General features: G+C 66.1%; 12 protein-coding genes. 2 read left to right on the top strand and 10 right to left on the bottom strand.

What is annotated here, in order from left to right; genetic code table 11:
• Nucleotides 1–74 precede the first annotated feature (74 nt).
• The 4 genes from J2X38_RS07505 to J2X38_RS07490 are packed head-to-tail and all read right to left on the bottom strand — an operon-like array spanning nt 75 to nt 6,942.
• Complete coding sequence (locus tag J2X38_RS07505) at nt 75–1,661, bottom strand: AMP-binding protein (RefSeq protein ID WP_310252837.1); 1,587 nt, start codon at nt 1,659–1,661, stop codon at nt 75–77.
• Complete coding sequence (locus J2X38_RS07500) at nt 1,658–3,286, bottom strand: carboxylesterase family protein (protein ID WP_310252835.1); 1,629 nt, start codon at nt 3,284–3,286, stop codon at nt 1,658–1,660. Before J2X38_RS07500 ends, J2X38_RS07505 begins: the two co-directional genes overlap by 4 nt.
• Nucleotides 3,283–4,605 (bottom strand): MFS transporter, encoded by a 1,323-nt coding sequence (locus tag J2X38_RS07495; RefSeq protein WP_310252833.1) that lies wholly within the window; start codon nt 4,603–4,605, stop codon nt 3,283–3,285. The genes J2X38_RS07500 and J2X38_RS07495 overlap by 4 nt, the downstream gene beginning before the upstream one ends.
• 3 nt (nt 4,606–4,608) lie before the next feature.
• Nucleotides 4,609–6,942: a TonB-dependent receptor gene (locus tag J2X38_RS07490; protein ID WP_310252831.1), complete on the bottom strand. Its 2,334-nt coding sequence runs from the start codon at nt 6,940–6,942 to the stop codon at nt 4,609–4,611.
• 238 nt (nt 6,943–7,180) lie between these two features.
• On the opposite strand from J2X38_RS07490, the gene J2X38_RS07485 reads away from it, so the two are divergent.
• Nucleotides 7,181–8,284: a DNA alkylation repair protein gene (locus J2X38_RS07485; protein WP_310252829.1), complete on the top strand. Its 1,104-nt coding sequence runs from the start codon at nt 7,181–7,183 to the stop codon at nt 8,282–8,284.
• Between the two features lie 19 nt (nt 8,285–8,303).
• On the opposite strand, the gene J2X38_RS07480 is transcribed toward J2X38_RS07485, so the two are convergent.
• Nucleotides 8,304–10,370 carry a transglycosylase domain-containing protein gene (locus J2X38_RS07480; RefSeq protein WP_310252827.1) on the bottom strand — a complete coding sequence of 689 codons (2,067 nt, stop codon included), beginning with the start codon at nt 10,368–10,370 and terminating at the stop codon, nt 8,304–8,306.
• Between the two features lie 150 nt (nt 10,371–10,520).
• On the opposite strand from J2X38_RS07480, the gene J2X38_RS07475 reads away from it, so the two are divergent.
• On the top strand, nt 10,521–12,446 hold the full coding sequence (locus J2X38_RS07475) for a patatin-like phospholipase family protein (protein WP_310252825.1): 1,926 nt from the start codon (nt 10,521–10,523) through the stop codon (nt 12,444–12,446).
• Here the strand turns inward: J2X38_RS07475 and J2X38_RS07470 are convergent.
• From J2X38_RS07470 to J2X38_RS07450, 5 genes are all read right to left on the bottom strand, one after another.
• The gene (locus J2X38_RS07470) at nt 12,443–12,925 is read right to left on the bottom strand and encodes a YetF domain-containing protein (RefSeq protein WP_310252823.1); all 483 of its coding nucleotides are present in this window, start codon (nt 12,923–12,925) and stop codon (nt 12,443–12,445) included. The genes J2X38_RS07475 and J2X38_RS07470 overlap by 4 nt on opposite strands.
• Nucleotides 12,925–13,440, bottom strand: coding sequence for a hypothetical protein (locus J2X38_RS07465; protein ID WP_310252822.1), 516 nt, complete (start codon nt 13,438–13,440; stop codon nt 12,925–12,927). Before J2X38_RS07465 ends, J2X38_RS07470 begins: the two co-directional genes overlap by 1 nt.
• 120 nt (nt 13,441–13,560) lie before the next feature.
• Entirely contained in the window at nt 13,561–14,784 is a 1,224-nt protein-coding gene (locus J2X38_RS07460; RefSeq protein ID WP_310252820.1) for an alpha/beta fold hydrolase, read from the bottom strand.
• A gap of 127 nt (nt 14,785–14,911) precedes the next feature.
• Nucleotides 14,912–15,841: a DUF4886 domain-containing protein gene (locus J2X38_RS07455; protein ID WP_310252819.1), complete on the bottom strand. Its 930-nt coding sequence runs from the start codon at nt 15,839–15,841 to the stop codon at nt 14,912–14,914.
• Between the two features lies 1 nt (nt 15,842).
• Nucleotides 15,843–18,935, bottom strand: coding sequence for a TonB-dependent receptor domain-containing protein (locus J2X38_RS07450; RefSeq protein WP_310252817.1), 3,093 nt, complete (start codon nt 18,933–18,935; stop codon nt 15,843–15,845).
• Between the last annotated feature and the right edge of the window lie 26 nt (nt 18,936–18,961).

Genomic DNA, 18,961 nt, shown 5'->3' with positions numbered 1-18,961 from the left:
TCGCCTGTTCTGTCACTCGTCCGACTTCCAATTTCTGTTCCGTTGCCGCCCCTGCCGCAACGTCCCCGTGCCGATCAACCCGCGCCATGGTCGTTCCGCAAGCGAATCTTATCGATTTTTCCGGTCGGCGCCAGCGGCATGGCGGCAAGGCGCACGACGGCGTCGGGAATCCACCAGGGGGCGACGCGGCCCGCAAGCGGGGCGAGCAGCTCGGCGTCGCTGATTTCCACGTCCGAACTGAGTTCGACGAGCAGCACCGGCCGCTCGCCCCATTTGGGATCCTCGCGGCCGATCACCGCGGCGAGCGACACCTGCGGCAACGCGCCGACGACGGCCTCGATCTCGGCCGGGTTGATCCACTCGCCCCCCGATTTGATCAGATCCTTGGCCCGGCCGGTGATCGACAGGTTCCCGCGCGCATCGATGCGCGCGAGGTCGCCCGTCGCGAACCAGCCGTCGTCGTCGGTTGCGGACTCCGCTTGCCCCAGATAGCGTTCGACCACCGCCGATCCGCGAACGCGCAAATGGCCCTCGGTCCCGCGCTGTTCCGGCAGGGCGACACCGGCGGCATCGGTGAGCAGCAGGTCGACGCCTATCGCCGGACGTCCCGACACCGATGCGGTGCGCAATGGGTCATCTGGCGGCGCAATCGTTCCAAGCGGCGACAGTTCGGTCATGCCCCAACTCGTCTGGACGGTGACACCCAAGCGTCGCTCGATCCGCTCCATCAGCGCGGGCGCCATTGGCGCGCCGCCGACGATGATGCGTTTGAGCGACGGCAGTTCGCCGCCCGTCGCCTCGATATGTTCGACGACGCCGAGCCATACGGTGGGAACACCGACGCCGACCGTCACGCCCTCGGCCGCGATCAACCGCGCGAGGCTTGCGCCGTCGGCCTGCCGCCCGGGAAGGACGAGCTTGCCGCCGACCGCGGGCAGCGCAAAGGGCAGCCCCCAGGCGTTGGCGTGGAACATCGGCACCACGGCGAGCACCGCGTCGCGGTGAGTGAAGGCCATGACGTCGGCCTGCAACGCGCGCAGCGTGTGGAGGAAGCTTGCGCGGTGCGTGTAGGTCACCCCCTTCGGCGCCCCCGTCGTTCCGGAGGTAAAGCAGAGCCCGGCAGGCGAACGCTCGTCGAAGCCGCCCCATGAGGTTCCGCCCGGCGCGCCGGCGATCAGCGCTTCGAGTTCGCGGAGCGGCGGCGCGGCGGCGGGCCAGTCGCCCGCGGGCCCATCGATCACCAGTACCTGCCCGATCGCCGGCGCGCGCTCTACGATCGACCGCGCGAGCGGCAGCAGGTCGGCGCTGACGATCAGCAGCTTCGCGCCCGATTGCACCGCCATCGCCGCGAGTTGCGGCGCGGTGAGGCGCGGATTGAGCGTGTGGCAGACCGCGCCGATGCCCATCGTCGCATACCATGCCTCGACATGCGCCTGGCTGTTCCAGGCGAGCGTCGCGACACGGTCGCCCTCGCCCGCCCCGAAGCTTGCGAGCAGCGACGAGATCGCAAGGCTGCGGTCGCGCAGCATCGCATAGCCGATCCGCGCGATGCTCCCGTCCTCGCGCGCGGTCACGACTTCGGCGTCGCCGTGCCAGCGCGCCGCGTGATCGAGGAATTTGTCGAGGGTAAGCGGATAATCCTGCATCATACCGTGGATCATGGACAGTTTGCGCCCTTCACGAGGATGGGCGAGACGATACCGCTGTTCCAGTTCCACGGCTGGTTGCCCGCGGCGCGGCGGCGGCAGACCGCGGCTTCGTGCAGCGCGTACATGCCGGGCATCAGCCGCGTACCGGGACGCGGGACATCGGCGAAGGCCATGAAGGCGGCGTCCTTGCCATAAGGGCGCCACGCCGCCTGCCCCGCCGCCTCGGGCTTGCCCGTCCTCGCGAACGAGACCCAATAATCGCCCATCGCGGCGGCGAATTTACGCTCGGCGACGGTATCGGGGATTTTGGGCCAATAGGGCGGCGTGTCGCTGGCGGTGCCGAATATGAACGGGATTTCGGCGGCGTGGAAGCCGTGCAGTCCGGCCTCGCTCGCCGCCGGATAGCCATGGTCGAAGAGGTAGAGATAGGCGGGCTGGCCGAGCTTGGTCTGCTTGATCGCGAGCCGCTCGGACGTCCAGCCGTAAAGCGTATCGCGCGGCGTCGCGAGGATCGTTTCGGCGAGATCCTTTGCTGGATAGAGTTTGAGCCACGCGTCGGCGAGATCGCCATAGCGTTCGCGGATCGCGGCCTCATAGGCGGCGGCATCGGCGGGGACCGGCGGCGCGAGAATGCGCAGCGAGCGGATCTCGCCGATGTTGAAGCCCGCGATCATCGGCACCGGCGCCTGCTCGCCGCGATCGAAGATGTCGACGAGCTGGCCCGGCAGGATCTTGCCGTCGACGGTGCCCCACGGGAAATAACCCGCCTTGGCAGCGCCGTCGGTCAGTTGGACCGGATCGACCTTGCGCAGCGCCGCGATGTCGGCGGCGCCGAGCGCGGCGGCGACCCTCTCGCCCGTTGCTTCGGCGGCGGGTTCGCCGTGGCGCGCTTCCTTGAGCGACGGGGTCGAGATCATATAGGCGCTCTGCGCGATCGCCTTGTGGAACAGGCCGCGCGCCTTTGGCGAGGCCATCAGATACATCACGCTGAGCGCGCCCGCGGACTCGCCCGCGATGGTGACATTGGCCGCGTCGCCGCCGAATGCGCCGATATTCGCCTTCACCCATTCGAGCGCCGCGATCTGGTCGAGCAGCCCGTAATTGCCCGACACGCCATCGGGCGATTCCGCGCTGAGGCCCGGATGCGCCATATAGCCGAGCACGCCGAGGCGGTAGTTGATCGACACGACGATCGCGCCGCGCGCGGCGAGTTTCGCGCCATCGTACATGCCTTCATGGCTGTAGCCGGTCGCGAGCGCACCGCCGTGGATCCACACGATCACCGGCGCATCTTTCGTGTTTTCAGGCGCCCAGATGTTGAGCGTCAGACAATCCTCGGAAATCTTCGCGGGCGGATTGGCATAGATGTGCACGGCGGTCGGGCGCGGCTGGATGCAGGCGGCGCCGAAGCTCTGCGCCTTGCGGACGCCCGGCCAGGCAGGCAGCGGCTGCGGAGCTTTCCAGCGGAGGGGCCCGACGGGCGGCTGTGCGAATGGGATGCCCTTGAATTCGCGGACCTTGCCGACGGTCTTGCCCTCGACGGCGCCCGCGGGCGCTTCGACTACCGGGCTTGCCGCGACGGCAGGCGCCGCGGTTAAAAGCCCCGCCGCCGACAATAGGATGTGCAATTTCTTCATGCTGCCAACTCCTGCCGGCTATCCTCTCGGCGCAGCCGCCGCGCGAGCCAGAGGAAGAGTCCGATCGCGATCAGATAAAAGGGCGTCAGCGTGTACAGCGCCGTTTGCAGCCCGTGGAGGTCGCCCTGTGCCTTGAACCAGTCGCTGGCGAAGCCCACCCATGTCGGCCCCAGCCCCAGCCCGATGAAGTTCATGATGAGCAGCAACAGGGCGCCCGCGAGCACGCGCTGATTGGGCTTCACTTCCTCCTGAACCAGCGCGACCGAGGCCGAGAGGTAGAAATAGTTGAAGATCATCACGACGGTGAGCAGCGCGAGCGCGAGCGGCCAGCCCGGCGCCCAGACGAACGCGACGTAAAAGGGCATCGCGACCACCAGCGAAAGCGCCGGGGCGATGGCATAGCCGGCGCGCGATTTGCGGACCATGCGGTCGATCACGCGACCCGAGACGATCATCCCGCCGCCCATGCCGATCAGCAGCACCAGCGCGTACCAGATCGCGACGTCGCCCAGCTCCATGCCCTTCTCGCGCATCAGAAACAGAACCGCAAAATTGCCGAGGCCATAGGTCACGAACTGCGTCGCACCGCTGCCGAGCGCCGCGAGCATCAGGATCGGATGCGAGAGGAACATGCGCACCGTCGGCCAGAAGGCCGCCTTGTCGTCGGCGGATGCGCTGGCGGAAGGAGCCGCCATGTCGGTCGCGCCGCGCTTGGGCTCGCGCACCGTCAGCCAGACCGCCAGCGCCGTCACGATGCCGATCACGCCGACCGCGATGAAGGGAATGCGCCAGCCGAAACGTTCGGCGATCGCGGCGCCGAACGCCACCCCTGCCGCCGCACCGATCGCCGGGCCGAGGTTGAAGATGCCGAGCGCCGCGGCGCGCTTACCGGGCGGATAGGTGTCGGTGATGATCGCATAGGAGGGCGGCACGCCGCCTGCTTCGCCGAAGCCGACGACCATGCGCGCCACCACCAGCTGCGTATAGTTGGCGGCCATGCCGCACGCGACGGTCGCCCCGCTCCAGATAGCGCAGGCGGCCGACAGGACGCCGACGCGGCTGGTCCGGTCGGCGAACCAGCCGACGGGGATCGCGATGAAGCAATAGAACATCGCGAAATAAAGCCCGCTGATCAGCCCGAGCTGGCCGTCGCTGATCTGCAGCGCGTCCTGGATCGGTTTCGCGAGGATCGACAGCAGCTGTCGGTCGAGGAAGTTCAGCACATAGACGAAGCAGAGCATCCCGAGCACGAAGGTGGGATTGCCCCCCGGCCGCGTGGACGCCGCGGCCGGGGAGAGGGAGGCTTCTGCACCCGCCATCGCTTAGAGCCCGTAGCCGAGGCGAATGCCGAAGGTACGCGGGCGCATCGTCCCGAAGCGGCTGTTCAGGAAGGCTTCGGGGTGGATGTAGGTGATCGAATGATCGTCGAAGAGATTTTCGACATAGAGCTGCGCCGAAATATCGCCCTTCTTCAAACCGAAGCTGACATTCACGTTGCTGTAGGCGTCGGTCTTTCCGAACGTCGCGAGCGGCACGTTCGGCGCGCCCGGAGTGTTCGGGAAGCTGCTGTTATACGCGCCGATATGCTGCGCATTCACCGCCAGCATCGCGTCGACGTCGGTAGCGAGCTTGAAGCTGTACGACATATAGGCCGAGCCCTGGATACGCGGTGCCGACAGGCGGTGGCCGAGCACCGCGCCCGAAATCGCCGCCTCCGCGGGCGACAGCTTGGTGATCTTGGAATCGTTGTAGGCGCCGTTGAAGCCGATCGACACTCCGGTCGCCGGGATCACATTGACCTCGAACTCAAAGCCCTTGCTGCGCGCCGCGCCGATGTTGGTCGCGAACTGTACCGAGTCCGACACGCGGTTCGCCTGCGCCTGGATGTTGCTCCAGTCGATCAGGTAGAAAGCGGCGTTGATGCTGACGCGCCCACCCAGCCAGCGCCCCTTCGCGCCGACCTCATAGCTTTCGAGACTGTCCGATGTCGCACCGAAGGGAATGACGATGTCGTTGGCATCGACGACGCTGGGCCGACCGGCAAAGGCGTTGACGATCGGCGCACGAAAACCAGTCGAGAAGGTCGCATAGGTGGTGAGCGTCTCGCTCGGCTTGAAGGTCGCGCTCGCCTTCCACGACGGTTTCGATCCCTTCGCTTTCAAGCCAGTGACCGCGGCATAGGGCGTGAACGTCGTGAAATTGACCGGGAGATAAGCCCCCGTGGGACCTTTCAGTCCGGCAAGAGCCGCTTGAAGATAGTTGAGATTGAAGAAGCCCGGCGCGGTCGCGAGATAGCCGCCCGCCTCGGTAAAGCCCTGCGCCGAGGTCTCGCCATAGCGCATGCCGCCCGTCAGCCAGAAATTGTCCGAGAAACGATAGGTCAACTCGCCGAAGCCCGCGAGTTCCTTGCTGAGCGAATGGGTATATTGCTTCTGATAATATTTGTCGGGCAGACCCGTCATGTTGCGCTCGGCCAGAAACGCGGGGTTCGAGCGGTAGAAATAATCGACATCGCGGCGGCGATCGAGATAGAAGCCGCCGATCACGAACTGGAACGGGCCGTCGAGCGTCGATGCGAGGCGTGTTTCCTGCACGAACACCTTGTCATAGCCATCGGCGTCGAGACCGAAGGCGATCGGCGCACCGGCGAAGGAACCGGGCTGGAACGTGCCGGCGAGATCGACATAGAAACGCTGCTCGAAATCCGAATAGGTCGACGAGCTGGTGAGCTTGGCGAAGTCGAATTCATAGTCGATCGTCGCATTGGCGATCAGCTGCTTGCCGGTAAAGCGGTCGGGCTCGTCCGAGACGCGTTTGTTGCGGCCGAGCGACGGGCTGGTCAGCGACGAGTCCTTGGGATTGCTATATTCATAGGAGCCGAGCAGCTTGATCGAGAGGCGATCGGTGGGACGCCACAGCAGGGTCGCGCGGCCGCCATAATCGATCAGCGTGTTCGAATTCTTCACGCCCGTCCCGACATTGTCGAGATAGCCTTCCTCGTCGCGGTAGAAGCCGACGACGCGCAGCGCGAGCTTGTCCTCGACCAGCGGGACATTGACCATCGCATTATAGCGCTGGCGGATCGAATCCGATCCGGTCAGCCCAATATCGACGAGCGCCGAGACGTCGAAATCGTTGAGGTCGGGGCTTTTCTGCAGGATGCGCATCGCACCCGACAGCGAGCCCGAGCCGAACAACGTCCCCTGCGGCCCGCGCAGGAATTCGACGCGCTCGACGTCGAACAGGTTCGGGTCGACGACGGTCGTGTTGCCGATCGTCGAGACCGGAAGCTCGTCGATATAGATGGCGACCGAGCTTTGCAGATTGGCGTTATAGCCATTGGTCGCGATGCCGCGCGCGGTGAAATTGTTGAAGTTCGCGGTCGGCTTGTTGAGCACGACGCCCGGTGTCTCGCGCCCGATGCCTTCGTAGCCGACGATGCCCTTTTCGGTCAGCTCTTCCTGCGAAAAGGCCGAGATGCTGATCGGCACGTCCTGAATGCGTTCAGCGCGGCGCGTTGCGGTGACGATGATGTCATTGCCGCCCGACGCCTCATCGGCCTGCGGAGCGGTTTCGGCCGCATCCTGCGCGGCGGCGCCCGCCGGGATTGCGAAAAGCGCGCCCGCGCATACGGACGCAAACAGCTGAACCCTCATCTTGCCCTCTCCCAAAAGTCGCCGCTCGATCGCCGGCATGGCGCATTCATGGCAGCGGTTCGACGGCGAGTCAATATTCACTCTCACGAGTGTGAATGAAATAAAAACGGGCAAGGAGGAGGGCGTGGAAGGTATGCGAAGCCCAGGAGACGAAAATCATTCCGGTCCGAGTACCGGCGTTGCTATGTCGGCGCCGAACCGCGCGCCAACGCGCGCGCCTGAAACCCGGAAAGCCGCAATGACTCAAGAAACCCCTGCCCTGCTCAAAGATATTCTGGGCCCGCAAGCACTGCAGACGATCGGCGATGCGGGGGTGACGGCGTCGCGACATTTCGATCGCGCCGCCTTTTTGTCCGCGGCGTCGGACGGGCTCGATGCGCTGTCGATCATGGAGCGCGTGCGCCATATCGCCGACGCGCTCCGTGCCGCGCTGCCCGGCGATTACCCGGCGGCGCTCGATGTCGTCCGCGCGATGGCGCCGCGGTTCACCCATGGGTTTCAGGCGATGGCGGTCACCGAATATGTCGCGCGCTATGGCCTCGATGATTTCGACCGGTCGATGGACGCGCTCGCCGACCTGACGCGCTTCGGCACAGCCGAGTTTGCGATCCGCCCGTTTCTGGCGGCGGATACACCGCGTGCGCTGGCCGTCATGATGCGATGGGCCAGCAGCGAGGACGAGCATGTCCGCCGGCTCGCGAGCGAAGGCGCACGCCCGCGCCTGCCGTGGGCTGCGCGCGTCCCGGCGCTGAAGGCCGACCCGACGCTGGCGGCGCCGATCCTCGAAATGTTGAAAGCCGATCCGAGCCTGTACGTCCGTAAATCGGTCGCGAACCATCTGAACGATATCGCCAAGGATCGGCCCGACTGGCTGCTGGACCGCCTTGCCGAGTGGCCGCAGGATGACGCGCGCACCGTCTGGATCGTCCGCCACGCGCTCCGCACGCTGATCAAGAAGGGCGATCCCGCCGCGCTCGCGCTGATTGGGGTCGGCCATGGCGCGGCAGTAAGCGTGCGCGATTTCAGCATTGCCCCGCCGGCCGTCCATCTTGGCGACCGGATTGCCATAACGGCCAGCCTTGCATCGGATTCATCCGAAAATCAGCGGCTCGTGGTCGATTATCGCGTCCATTATGCGCGCGCGGGCGGCAAGAGCGCCGCCAAGGTGTTCAAGCTGAAAAGCTTCGAACTTGCGGCTGGCGAGTCCGTGCCGCTGGGCATCAGCCAGACAATCCGCGACTTTACCACCCGCCGCCATTATCCGGGGCGGCACGAGGTCGAGTTGATCGTCAACGGGCAGGTGATGGCAACCGCGGCGTTCGATATCCTGCCGGCGGACTGATCCCCGCGGGCGGCGTTGCCTATCCGGGTGGCGGCGCGGTGGCGGCCTCGGGCGGCGGGCGCCCTTCCTGAATCGTCGGACGCCCCTCCGACATCGGCAGGCGCAGGTCGATCCGGCTGCCGTTGATTTCGGTCGTGATGACCGCATCATTGCCCTCGATGCCGATGCGCGTCCGGTCGCCGATCGGGATGTCGCCGATGTCGGGAATATCGAGCGGTTCGACGGGGCCGGTCGGATCGACCACCTTCTTCGGTCGCGGCGCCGCCTTCTTGCCCGATGCCTCGGTCATGAAATCGCGCCAGATACGCGCCGGCAGCCCGCCGCCAGAAATGCCCTGCAGCGGCGTATTGTCGTCGTTGCCGATCCACACACCAACGACGAGCCCGTTGGCGTAGCCGACGAACAGCGCGTCGCGATTGTCCTGACTGGTGCCCGTCTTGCCGAAATTGGCCTGCGGCAGGCGCGCGGCGCGGCCGGTGCCGCGATTGACCGCGGCGCGCAGCATTTGTTCGATGTCCTCATGCTCGCGCGACCCGAAACTCGACGGGCCCGAGATCAGATTCTCGAACCAGCCCTTTTCGTCGGCCTCGAACGCGTGCGGCTCGACCGGATAGCTGTTCGCCGCGACCGCGGCATAAGCCGCGGTGAGTTCGAGCAAGGTCATGCTCGACGTGCCGAGCGCGAGGCTGGGGTCGCCCTTGGCCATCGGCGCGGTGACGCCGAGGTCGCGCGCCATGTCGATGACCTTGTCGTCGCCAACCTCGCGGAGCAGGCGCACCGAGGCGACATTGCTCGACGAGGCGAAGGCGTCTTCGAGGCTGATTTCCTTCGAATAGGCGCCGCCCGAATTTTTGGGGCGATAGGAGCCGGTCTCGATCGGGCTGTTGTCGATCATGTCGTCGGGGTCCCAGCCGGCGCGGAGCGCGGCGAGATAGACGAACAGCTTGAAGGTCGAGCCCGGCTGGCGCCGCGCCTGCGTCGCGCGGTTGAAGGGCGATGCGGCATAATCCTTGCCGCCGATCATCGCGACAACCTCGCCATTCGGGCGCATCGCGACGAGCGCGACCTGCGCCTTGCCCAGCCCCGCGCGTCCCGTCACGCGGCGCGCGACGCCCTGCAACCGCGCGTCGAGCGTCGTCGCGATCGTCTGGCGCGAATAGCCGACGTCGCTCAATTTGCGCGCCGCGGGCAGCGCCCAGTCAGCGAAATAGGTGCCCGTCGGCAGCGTGTTGCGGCTGCGCACGTCGATGCGCGGGGTGCGAAGCGCGCGCCGCTCCTGCTCGGTGAGATAGCCCGTCGTGACCATCGCGTTCAGCACCAGCTTCATGCGCTTTTCGGCGAGGTCGGGGTTTTTGGTCGGCGCGAGGCGCGACGGCGCCTGCACGAGCCCCGCGAGCATCGCCGCCTGCGCCGGGGTCAATTTCTCGGGCTGGCGATAGAAATAGTGGAGCGAGGCGGCGCGCAGCCCATAGGTGTTGTCGCCGAAATAGGCGTTCGACAGATAGCGTTCGAGGATCTCGTCCTTGCTCAGCCAGGCTTCGAGCCAGAAGGCGATCAGCGCCTCGCGCGCCTTGCGCCCGAGCGTGCGTTTGGGGGTGAGGAAGGTGAATTTCGCAAGCTGCTGCGTGATCGTACTGCCGCCCTGCGTCCGCCCGCCGGTGACGTTGCTCCACACGGCGCGCGCGATGCTGCGCGGGTCGACACCCCAGTGGGTGTAGAAGCGCCGGTCCTCGATCGCGAGGAAGGCGCCGGTGACGTGCTTGGGCAGGTCCGCCGCCTTCACCGGCGTGTCGACGATCGCCCCGATGCGCGCGATCGGCGTGCCGTCGGATGCGAGCAAGGTGATCTGCGGTGGTGCGATCGGTTCGAGCGATTTCGAGAGCGGTGCGGTGAGCGCGAGCCAGCCGACGAGCAGGATGAAAGCCACGCAGAAGATCGCAAAGCCGCGCGAAATGCGGCGCACCCATTTGCGCCCGCGCGTCTCGGGCACAATGGGCGGCGGCTGGGCTGCTATATCGGCGAACGGACCACCCGGCGTCACGGCGAGGGTGGGATCGGGGCCTTCGGGTTTACGGAACCATTTCATGCGCAACGCCCGTATTACAGCCCCAACACAGCATAAGCAATTGCGTTATATGGTGCGTCCGATCGGCCCTATTCCTCAAGAAGAGCAGCGACTTGACCGGCCCGCCGGGGTAAGAAAGAAAAAAGCCGCGCCCAACCGGAGAGCGATGACATGAGCCATGCAGCCACCCGCTATTGCGATCTGGTGATGAAGGGCGGCATCACAAGCGGCATCGTCTATCCCAACGCCGTCCTGGCGCTCGCGCGCGATTTCCGGTTCAAGAATATCGGCGGAACCTCGGCGGGCGCGATTGCGGCGGCGGCCACCGCAGCGGCGGCGCTGGGCGACCGCAAGCATGTCGCGTCAGGATCGACTGCCCCCTACCCCTCGACGCTCGGTTTTGCGGGTCTCGAACGCGTCGCGGCGCAGCTTTCGTCACAGGGTTTCATCTTCGGCCTGTTCCAGCCCGCACGCGGCGGGCGCAATGCCTATCGATTGATCGTTACCCTCGCCGGGAATGCGGGGGTGCTGCGCAAGGCCTTGGTGGCCGCGGTGGCGGTGGTGGCGATCGCGCCGCTCGAAGCGCTGCTTCTGCTCGGCCTGTTCCTTGCGGGCGGGTACTGGCTCGCGGGTCCGGCCGGCGTTGCCGCCGTGCTGTTGCCGTCGGCGATCTGCGCCTATCTCGGCGCCGCGATAGCCGCTGTTTTGCGCGTTGCGCGCGTCACGCGGCGCAATCTGCTCGGGCTTTGTTCGGGCCTGAGCGTGCGGAAGGATGGCAAGCCGGCGCTGACCGAATGGCTGCACGAGGTCCTGCAATCCTTGTCGGGCAAGGACATCGCCGAACCGCTGCTGTTCGACGATCTGTGGGCCGCGCCGCGTTATCCCGGCGAGCCGAGGACCGAAACGGCGATCTCGCTGCAAATGATCACGACGGGCGTCTCGCATCACGAGCCGCGGACGCTGCCCTTCACCGACGCGTCCTTCTGGTTTCTGCGCGAAGAATTCGACCTGCTGTTTCCTAAGCCGGTCGTCGATGCGATGGTGGCGATGGCGGGGGTGCCCGATCGGGTCGGGGAAAAGGATTATTACCGCCTGCCCGGCAAGGGCCGGATGCCCGTACTGGTGGCGATGCGGATGAGTCTCAGCTTCCCGCTGCTGATCAGCGCAGTGCCGCTTCACGAACCGGTCGGGAGACGATCGCTCCGCGGCGAGACCGAGGGAGACGCACTCGATGACGGCGAGGACACCAAGGAGACGACGCTAAGCCAGAGCACCGACAGCCTCGCTACCGGCGGCGAGGCGCCGCTCTCCTTGATCGAAGCTTTCCGCATCTGCTGGTTTTCCGACGGCGGCGTTTCGAGCAATTTTCCGCTCCACCTGTTCGACGCGCCGCTGCCGCGCTGGCCGACATTTGCGATCAACCTCGTCTATCCGCAAAGCAGCGACGATCCGCAGGTCGAGAATCCCGAACCCCGGAATCCGCGGGACGAGGCAGAGGCGGCCGTGTGGCTTCCGCTGCACAATAATCGCGGCTGGCAACGTAGCTATAGCTCGATCGCGCGGCCGCTCGCGCTGGCCGAGGTGTCCGGCTTTGTGTTCGGGATCATCAGCACGATGCAGAACTGGCGCGACCTGTTGCAGTCGCGCGCGCCCGGCCAACGCGACCGGATCGTCCACGTCGCGCTCGACAAGGTCGAGGGGGGCATGAACCTCGACATGTCGCAGGACATATTGGACAGCATTTCGCTGAAAGGCACGGTCGCGGGCGAACGCCTGTACCAATTCTCCTTCGACAATCATTATTGGGTGCGGTGGCGGAACGTCGCCTCGGGCCTCCAGCGCTACACGATCCGGATCGCCGCCAGCGCGAAGGTCGTTCCGCCGATCCCGGCGTATGAGGCGGCCTTTGCGACGGTCCGCACGGGAACGCCGCCGCCGGTTTCGTATAAATTCCGGTCGGCCGAAGCGCAAAACGCCGCGCAGACGCTGTTCACCGACCTGGTGGCGCGCGGCGAGGATTGGGACGACCTTGGCCCCGACCTCAGCGACGGGACGCCGCGGCCGCTCCCCCAGATGCAGATCGCGCCGATCTATTAGTTCGCGGGATCATCGCGATCCTTCTGCGGCGAGGGCTGATCGTCCTTCTTGATGAAGCTCATCTTGCCCTGCGGCTCGAGGATCGCCCACGCGACCTCGGACATCCGCCCGATCCCGGCGAGCCGCATTTCGGACAGGATCTCGTCGCGCGTCAGCCGGTCGCGCCGCAGATTTTCGGGCACGATTTCGCCGTCACGCACGATCACGCGCGGTGCGCCTTCGAGCAAGTCCTTCGCGCGCGGGAACAGATAGGCGGTCCAGCTGAGCACCAATGCCCAGAAGGCGAAGGTGCAGATCGCAAGCGTCGCGCCGGTCAGGCTGAAGTCGTTGTGCGTCACGCCCTGCTGGATCAGGTCGCCGAGCACGACGAGCACGACGAATTCGAACGGCGTCATCTGGCCGAGCTCGCGCTTGCCGAGCAGCCGGATCAGCAGGAACAGGATGAAAAACATCACCGTGGCGCGAAGCACGATATCCATCAGGGCAGCACCTTGATGCGGAGCGGCATCACGCCGATGCGCCGGCTTCCGTCAAAGACCGCGATATCGCCGCGGGTCCCCGCGAACAGCGGCGGGTTGATCTGGCCATCGATCTTGATGTGGAGGCTGTCGCCGGCGTCCAGCGGGCCATAGGAAAAATGAAAGCGGCCGTCCTTGAAACTCTCTTCGGCGGGCGCCGGGATCATCGTGTTGACGGTCATGTCGTGCCAGAGCGCGGGAGACACCGCCACCACCGCATCGCCCAGCGGAACATCGGCCGTCAAAGTGATGTCGGTTTCGAAGAACTCGCCGTTGCGAATGATCGTCGGCGTTTTCACCGTCAGGCGCGCATCGCCCAGATCGGCCGTGCGCGGCGGGCTCGGCTGCCCGCCCGCGAAGCCGAGGCCCGCCGCCAGCAACAGGCCGCCAAGGACGAGGATCGAGATCGGGCTGGCGTGCCGGTCCCACAGGCGTTGGTGCGATGGCCTGGCGTCGAGTCCTTCCAGCGCCTGCATCCGATCCTCCGGCCTGATCGCACATGCCCCGCGGCCGCAACAGCCGAGGACGCCCGCCTCATCAGAGACGGGCGCCTATTGGACGCTTGGCGCGGCAGTTCGTTCCGCCGCCGCCCTGCACTAAGCGGGCTTTTGCTCTCCGGCCGGGCCGGCATCGGCCCATCCCGCTTCGGTCGCCTCGAAGCGCGATCCGGTCTCCAGCGTACGGTGCACGGGGCAGCGATCGGCCACGCCAAGCAGTTCGGCATGCTGCGCTTCGTCGATCGCGCCCTCGATCTCGACGCGGCGACTGAAGACATCGGGTTTCTCGGCGCCCTTGTCCTTCCGGTGCGTCACGCCGGTGCGGATCCGCTCGACCGGCCATCCCTTGCGCTCGGCATAGAGACGCAGCGTCATCGTCGTACAAGCGGCGAGCGCGGCGGAGAGCAGGTTGAAGGGCGTCGGGCCCGACCCCAGACCGCCGGCGCTCTCGGGCTCGTCGGCGATGAAGGCCGCCTTCCCTGCCCGCATCGCGAGCTGGAATTTGCCCAGCCGTGTTTCCTCGGCCTCGGCATCGAACTGGCTGGCGGCGGTCGGCGGCATCGCGGGCAGGTAGCGCCCGGCCCAGGCCGAGATCATGTCGGCGGCGAAATCGGCGTCGCGCGCATTGCTGAGCAGATGATCGGCGCCGTCGAGCGAGACGAAGCTCTTGGGATGCTTGGCCGCGAGATAAAGGCTGGTGACATTCTCGATCCCGACCACCTGATCGAGCGGCGCATGGAGGAGCAGCAAGGGCCGTTTCAGCGCGGCAACGCGCGCGCCCTGATCCTGCTCGCGCAGATTTTTAACGAACTCCTTGCGGACGGTGAAGGGCCGGCTGCCAATCGCCACGACGCCGCTTCCTTCGTGCTCGATCTTCGCCAACCCTGCGGGATCGAACTGGTGGAGCGCATGTTCGACGTCGAACGGCGCGGCAATCGTCGCGACGGCGTGGATTCCGGGCAGCGACCCCGCCGCGGCCAGCACCGCCGCGCCGCCAAGGCTATGCCCCACGAGCAGCATCGGAGGCATGCCCGCGGCGGTCATCGCTTCGGCAGCGGCGACCAGGTCCTTGACATTATGGCTGAAACCCGACGATCCGAAATCGCCTTCGCTGGCGCCAAGCCCCGTGAAATCGAACCGCAGCACGCCGATGCCCGCCCCGGCCAGACGCCGCGAAATCCGCACCGCGGCCTTGTTATCCTTCCCGCAGGTGAAGCAGTGGGCGATCAATGCCCACGCCCTGGTCGATCCGACGGGCAGTTCGAGCCGGCCCGACAGGCGGTCGCCGGCGGCGTTGGGAAAGTCGAAGGGGCGCGTCGGCATCGGGGTCTCCGGTCGCTGCTGGCATGCTCGGCCCTGCGTAGCACAAAATGCCAAGAGGCAAGAGATGCGTGGCTGGGCAGTCAGTCGAGCATCTTACCCGTCCCGCTCCCTTTTTCCCGCAGGCCAATTATCCGTTCGCGAGCGTATCGCGCGCGACGCGTTGCAGCGCGGCCGCCTGCGCGTCCGAGAGCCCCAGCTCGTCGGCGCCCTTTTCCTTGGCGCCGAGCGTCGTCGGATCGATGCCCGTGATCGCACCGAAGGTCACGAGAGCCGACAGATAATAGCCCGCGACGCTCGCGTGATAATGGTCGTACGCCCACAGATCGAGCTGGCCATAACCGATGCCGTCGTAGGGATTGGGGTCGGCGACGCCGTCCGCGATCGCGCGGTTCCATGCCTGGCCGACCGGCACGATACCCGCCACGGACGGATTGGCGGATCGCGCGCGGTCGGCCGCGGCGCGGAGGTCATCGGCCATCGCCGTTACCGGCTTTCCGTACCAATGACCCCCGGACTTGTAGGTCTGATCGGCGCGCGTCCATGCCGCGGCGAGGCGGATATCGACTGCGGGATTGCGCGCCTTGAACAACGCGGCGAGCCGTCCGACATTGCGCATATAGTCCGCGGGATCGCCGGGCTTGGCGCGGTCGAGCGTGCTGAATTCCTGCAGCACGACGATGTCCCACGACCGGTCGAAAAGCTGACGCCGTTCGTCATAGTGGAAGCCCAGCGACTTGCCGCCCTGCGTTTCGAGGCTGACGCGGTAGTCAAGCCCCGCCTGCTCGGCGAACAGCTTGAACAGCGCGGGCACGCCGCCATAACCCGCGTTGTTGAGGTCGGTGACCGACCCCGCGCGCCAGTTGCGCGCCGCCGAGTGCGCGCCCTGCGTAAAGCTGTTGCCGATGAACAGGATCGTCTTCGGCGCCGCCTTTGTTGGGGCGGAGGAAGTCGCGCCGGCGGCGGTCGGCGCGGGCGCGCTCTCCTTTGCCGTTGCCGCCGGCGCGACGGCGAGCGCGGCAGCGCCGATCAAAAACCAGATGCCGTGCCCGTATTTCATATCAGAACTCCGTGGTGACCGAGGTGTACCAATAGCGGCCATAGGGGCTGTAGAGCGACCCCAGATAGCCCTCGGACGAAAGTGGCGGCTTTTCGTTCGTGATGTTGCGTACCCCGACGCGCCAGCGCATGTCGCCGCCAAGGCCGCCTGCATCCTTGATGCGCACCTGCGCATAGAGATTGCCGGTCAGCTGCGACTTGACGCGCCACGGGTTGCCGTCGGCATCGACGAACCCGGTTTCGTCGACCGCACCGGTGTAGCGCGCGAACGCGCCGACCTGGAACTGTCCGAGCGACCATGTGAGCGAGGCGGTGCCGCGCCATTTCGGACGGCCGTTGGCCTCGATCAGATTCTGGGTCTCGGGCAGCGGCGTCGCGGCGTTGATGTCGCCGGCTTCGCGCGCGGCGACAAGCTGATCGACCGCGTCGCCCGGCGCACGCGAGAATTTGAGCAACCGCGTCGCGTTGACCGAGAAATCGAACTTGCCGACATCGGTCTTCGGCGATTGCCAGTAAAAGGCGAAATCGAGCCCGCGGACGGTCTGCGGCTGCAGGTTGATGAACTGGTCGCGCACCGTCGTGATCCGTCCGACCGGCGTGATGCCCGTTCCCGCGAAATTGGCGATATCGTCGGCGTTGGCGGCATCGCGGATGACATTGGGGTTCGACGATCCCTGCAAGCGCAGCAGATAGTCGAGCGCCACCGCGGTGTCGTTGCCGAGGATGCCGACGATACCCTTTTGCTTGATCGACCAATAGTCGACGGTGAAGGTCATGCGCCCGAGATCGGCCGGAATGAAGGTCGGCTCGAACACCGCACCGAGGTTATAGTTGCTACTCTTTTCGGGCTTCAGATCGGGATTGCCCGAAACGCGGCGCGAATAGCCGACATTGTTCCCGCACTGGGTGAAATTGGCGATCCGGCCCGCACGCAGGTCCACCTCGCAGCGCAGGAAATCCTGACTGGTCGCAAGGCGCGCATATTCGACCGCGTTGACCTGTTCGAGGTTCGGCGCACGGAACCCCTGCGAAAAGGAACCGCGCAGGCGGAACCCGTCGACGACATCCCATGCGGCGGCGATCTTCGGCCGCGCGACGCTGCCGAAATCGCTATAATGTTCGTAGCGCCCCGCAAGCTGTACGTCGAAGCGGCGGACGAGCGGGATGTTCATCTCTTCCGAGATGAGCGGGACCGCGAGTTCGGCATAGCCGGCCGCGACCGTCCTTTTGCCATAGGTGTCGGGATTGTCGCTGACCGCTGCGGCGTCGCTGATCGTCACCGCGCCCGACACGGCATCGACGAAGGGGCTCGATCCGTCGACGGCGGAATCGCGATCGTCGCGCTGCGTCTCGCGTCGCACTTCGAGGCCGAAGGCGACGCCGACGTCGCCGCCGGGCAAGGCGAAGAGGTCGGCGCGCGACGCGCGGAAGTCGCCCATCGTCAGCGTGGTTTTCGAGGCGCGCCGAAGCTGGAAGGTGATCGCGTCGATCGCCGCCTGCGAGCTGGGGGTGCAGTCGCCCGAGCTGAGGCTGTCGATGCAGCCGCCGTTGAACGGGTTATACGCGTCGGGGGTCGCGAGCGCGAGGCTCCGCTGGAGCGCCGAGCTGCGCACCGCGAGGCTGCTGTCGACCGCCGAAGCTTCGGAATAGACGAAGGCGCTGTCCCATTTGAAGCCCGCGGTCTCGCCGCGGACGCCGATCAGACCGCGCAGCTGCTCGCCGGAAACTTTCACCGCCTGCGGCCCGGTATCGACGAAGCGATAGGTGGTGAGCAGCACCGGCAGGCCCGCCGCGGGTACGTTGAAGAGCCCCGGAATGCGGTTCGGATTGGGCTGGCCATTGATCGTCGTCGCGCCGAACGGGTTGTAATAGTTGCTCGCCGGAATCCAGATCTGGTTGAGGTTGATCACCGGCGGCTGGATGCGCGTCGTGTTCGAGCGGTAATAGCCGAACTCGCCGAACAAAGTCAGGTCGTCGGTCAGGTCGTAATGGCCGTTGATGAAGGCGTTATAGCGCTTCACGCTCGGCATCACCGTCGTTCCGACCGCCGTGTCGTAGCGCAGATCACGGAACGCATTGTTCGTCGCGAGCGCGGTGTTCACGAGGCAGAGGTCGGCGGTCAGCGCCTGCGTGCATCCGCCGAGACGCGTCGGGCGGACGGTGAAGGAACCCGCCGCGGTGGTGAGGTTCGTCGTGCCGCGCCGCGGTCGGCCGCCGGTGACCGGCACCTGCAGCGCCGGCCATGCCCCGCGCGTCGCGCGCGCGTCGGGGGTGGTCGAGTCGGCGAATCCCGGATAGTCGGCGAACAGCGGACGGAGGTTGGCCGAGGCGGTGAAATCCTGATCCTCCGCACGCAGCGCCGAGCGGTCGGTATATTCGAACGAGAGGGTGATATTGCCGCGGTCGAAGCTCTTGCCGGCAAGGATATTGCCCTGGAATTCGCGCAGGTGCGTGCCTTCGGCGCCGCCATATTGCGCCTGCATCCTCAGCCCGTCGTAATTGTCCTTGAGCACGGTGTTGACGACGCCCGCGACGGCATCCGAGCCGTAGAGCGCGGCGGCGCCATCGAGCAGAACTTCGAGCCGCTGCAGCCCCGTCGTCGGGATCGCGTTCGAGTTATAGCTGAGCACGGGCACGGTGCCGGTGTCCGACAGGCCCTGGCTCGCAGGGTGGGTGACGATGCGGCGGCCGTTGAGCAGCACCAGCGTGTTGCCAACCCCTAGCGAGCGGAGGTTGACCGAACCGACGTCGCCGCGCGCGGCATTGCTGGTCTGCGCATTGTTGCCGGGGTTGAAGCTGACGTCGCCCATCTGCGGGATGTTGCGGATCAGCTCGTCGCCGCTGACCGCACCGATCGCATCGAGCTTGTCCTGATTGACCACGACCACCGGTAGCGCCTCGGTAACGCGCGCGCCCTCGATGCGCGTGCCGACGACAACGATATCGCCGGCGGTTTCGCCATCGGGTTGCGGCTCATTGGCATCGGCGGCTTCGGCGGCCGGACCGGTTTCGGCCGTCTGCGCCTGCGCGGGTGCGCTCGCGAGAAGGCAGATCGCCGTGCTCGCCAGAAGCATTGTTCCAAAACTGCGCCTCATCATCATTCTCCCCAATTTTATTGTTT

The sequence above is a fragment of the Sphingopyxis sp. BE235 genome, from assembly GCF_031457175.1.
Lineage (GTDB): Bacteria > Pseudomonadota > Alphaproteobacteria > Sphingomonadales > Sphingomonadaceae > Sphingopyxis.
The sequence above is the reverse complement of the archived record's forward strand: the minus strand, read 5'-3'. Positions and strand labels throughout refer to the sequence as shown.

What these genes read in the sequence shown, in the direction of transcription:
- J2X38_RS07460 (WP_310252820.1), bottom strand. Translation starts at nt 14,784, where the DNA reads ATGCCGACGCGCCCCTTCGACTTTCCCAACGCCGCCGGCGACCGCCTG.
- J2X38_RS07480 (WP_310252827.1), bottom strand. Translation starts at nt 10,370, where the DNA reads ATGAAATGGTTCCGTAAACCCGAAGGCCCCGATCCCACCCTCGCCGTG.
- J2X38_RS07470 (WP_310252823.1), bottom strand. Translation starts at nt 12,925, where the DNA reads ATGGATATCGTGCTTCGCGCCACGGTGATGTTTTTCATCCTGTTCCTG.
- J2X38_RS07505 (WP_310252837.1), bottom strand. Translation starts at nt 1,661, where the DNA reads ATGATCCACGGTATGATGCAGGATTATCCGCTTACCCTCGACAAATTC.
- J2X38_RS07485 (WP_310252829.1), top strand. Translation starts at nt 7,181, where the DNA reads ATGACTCAAGAAACCCCTGCCCTGCTCAAAGATATTCTGGGCCCGCAA.
- J2X38_RS07495 (WP_310252833.1), bottom strand. Translation starts at nt 4,605, where the DNA reads ATGGCGGGTGCAGAAGCCTCCCTCTCCCCGGCCGCGGCGTCCACGCGG.
- J2X38_RS07500 (WP_310252835.1), bottom strand. Translation starts at nt 3,286, where the DNA reads ATGAAGAAATTGCACATCCTATTGTCGGCGGCGGGGCTTTTAACCGCG.
- J2X38_RS07490 (WP_310252831.1), bottom strand. Translation starts at nt 6,942, where the DNA reads ATGAGGGTTCAGCTGTTTGCGTCCGTATGCGCGGGCGCGCTTTTCGCA.
- J2X38_RS07475 (WP_310252825.1), top strand. Translation starts at nt 10,521, where the DNA reads ATGAGCCATGCAGCCACCCGCTATTGCGATCTGGTGATGAAGGGCGGC.
- J2X38_RS07455 (WP_310252819.1), bottom strand. Translation starts at nt 15,841, where the DNA reads ATGAAATACGGGCACGGCATCTGGTTTTTGATCGGCGCTGCCGCGCTC.
- J2X38_RS07465 (WP_310252822.1), bottom strand. Translation starts at nt 13,440, where the DNA reads ATGCAGGCGCTGGAAGGACTCGACGCCAGGCCATCGCACCAACGCCTG.
- J2X38_RS07450 (WP_310252817.1), bottom strand. Translation starts at nt 18,935, where the DNA reads ATGAGGCGCAGTTTTGGAACAATGCTTCTGGCGAGCACGGCGATCTGC.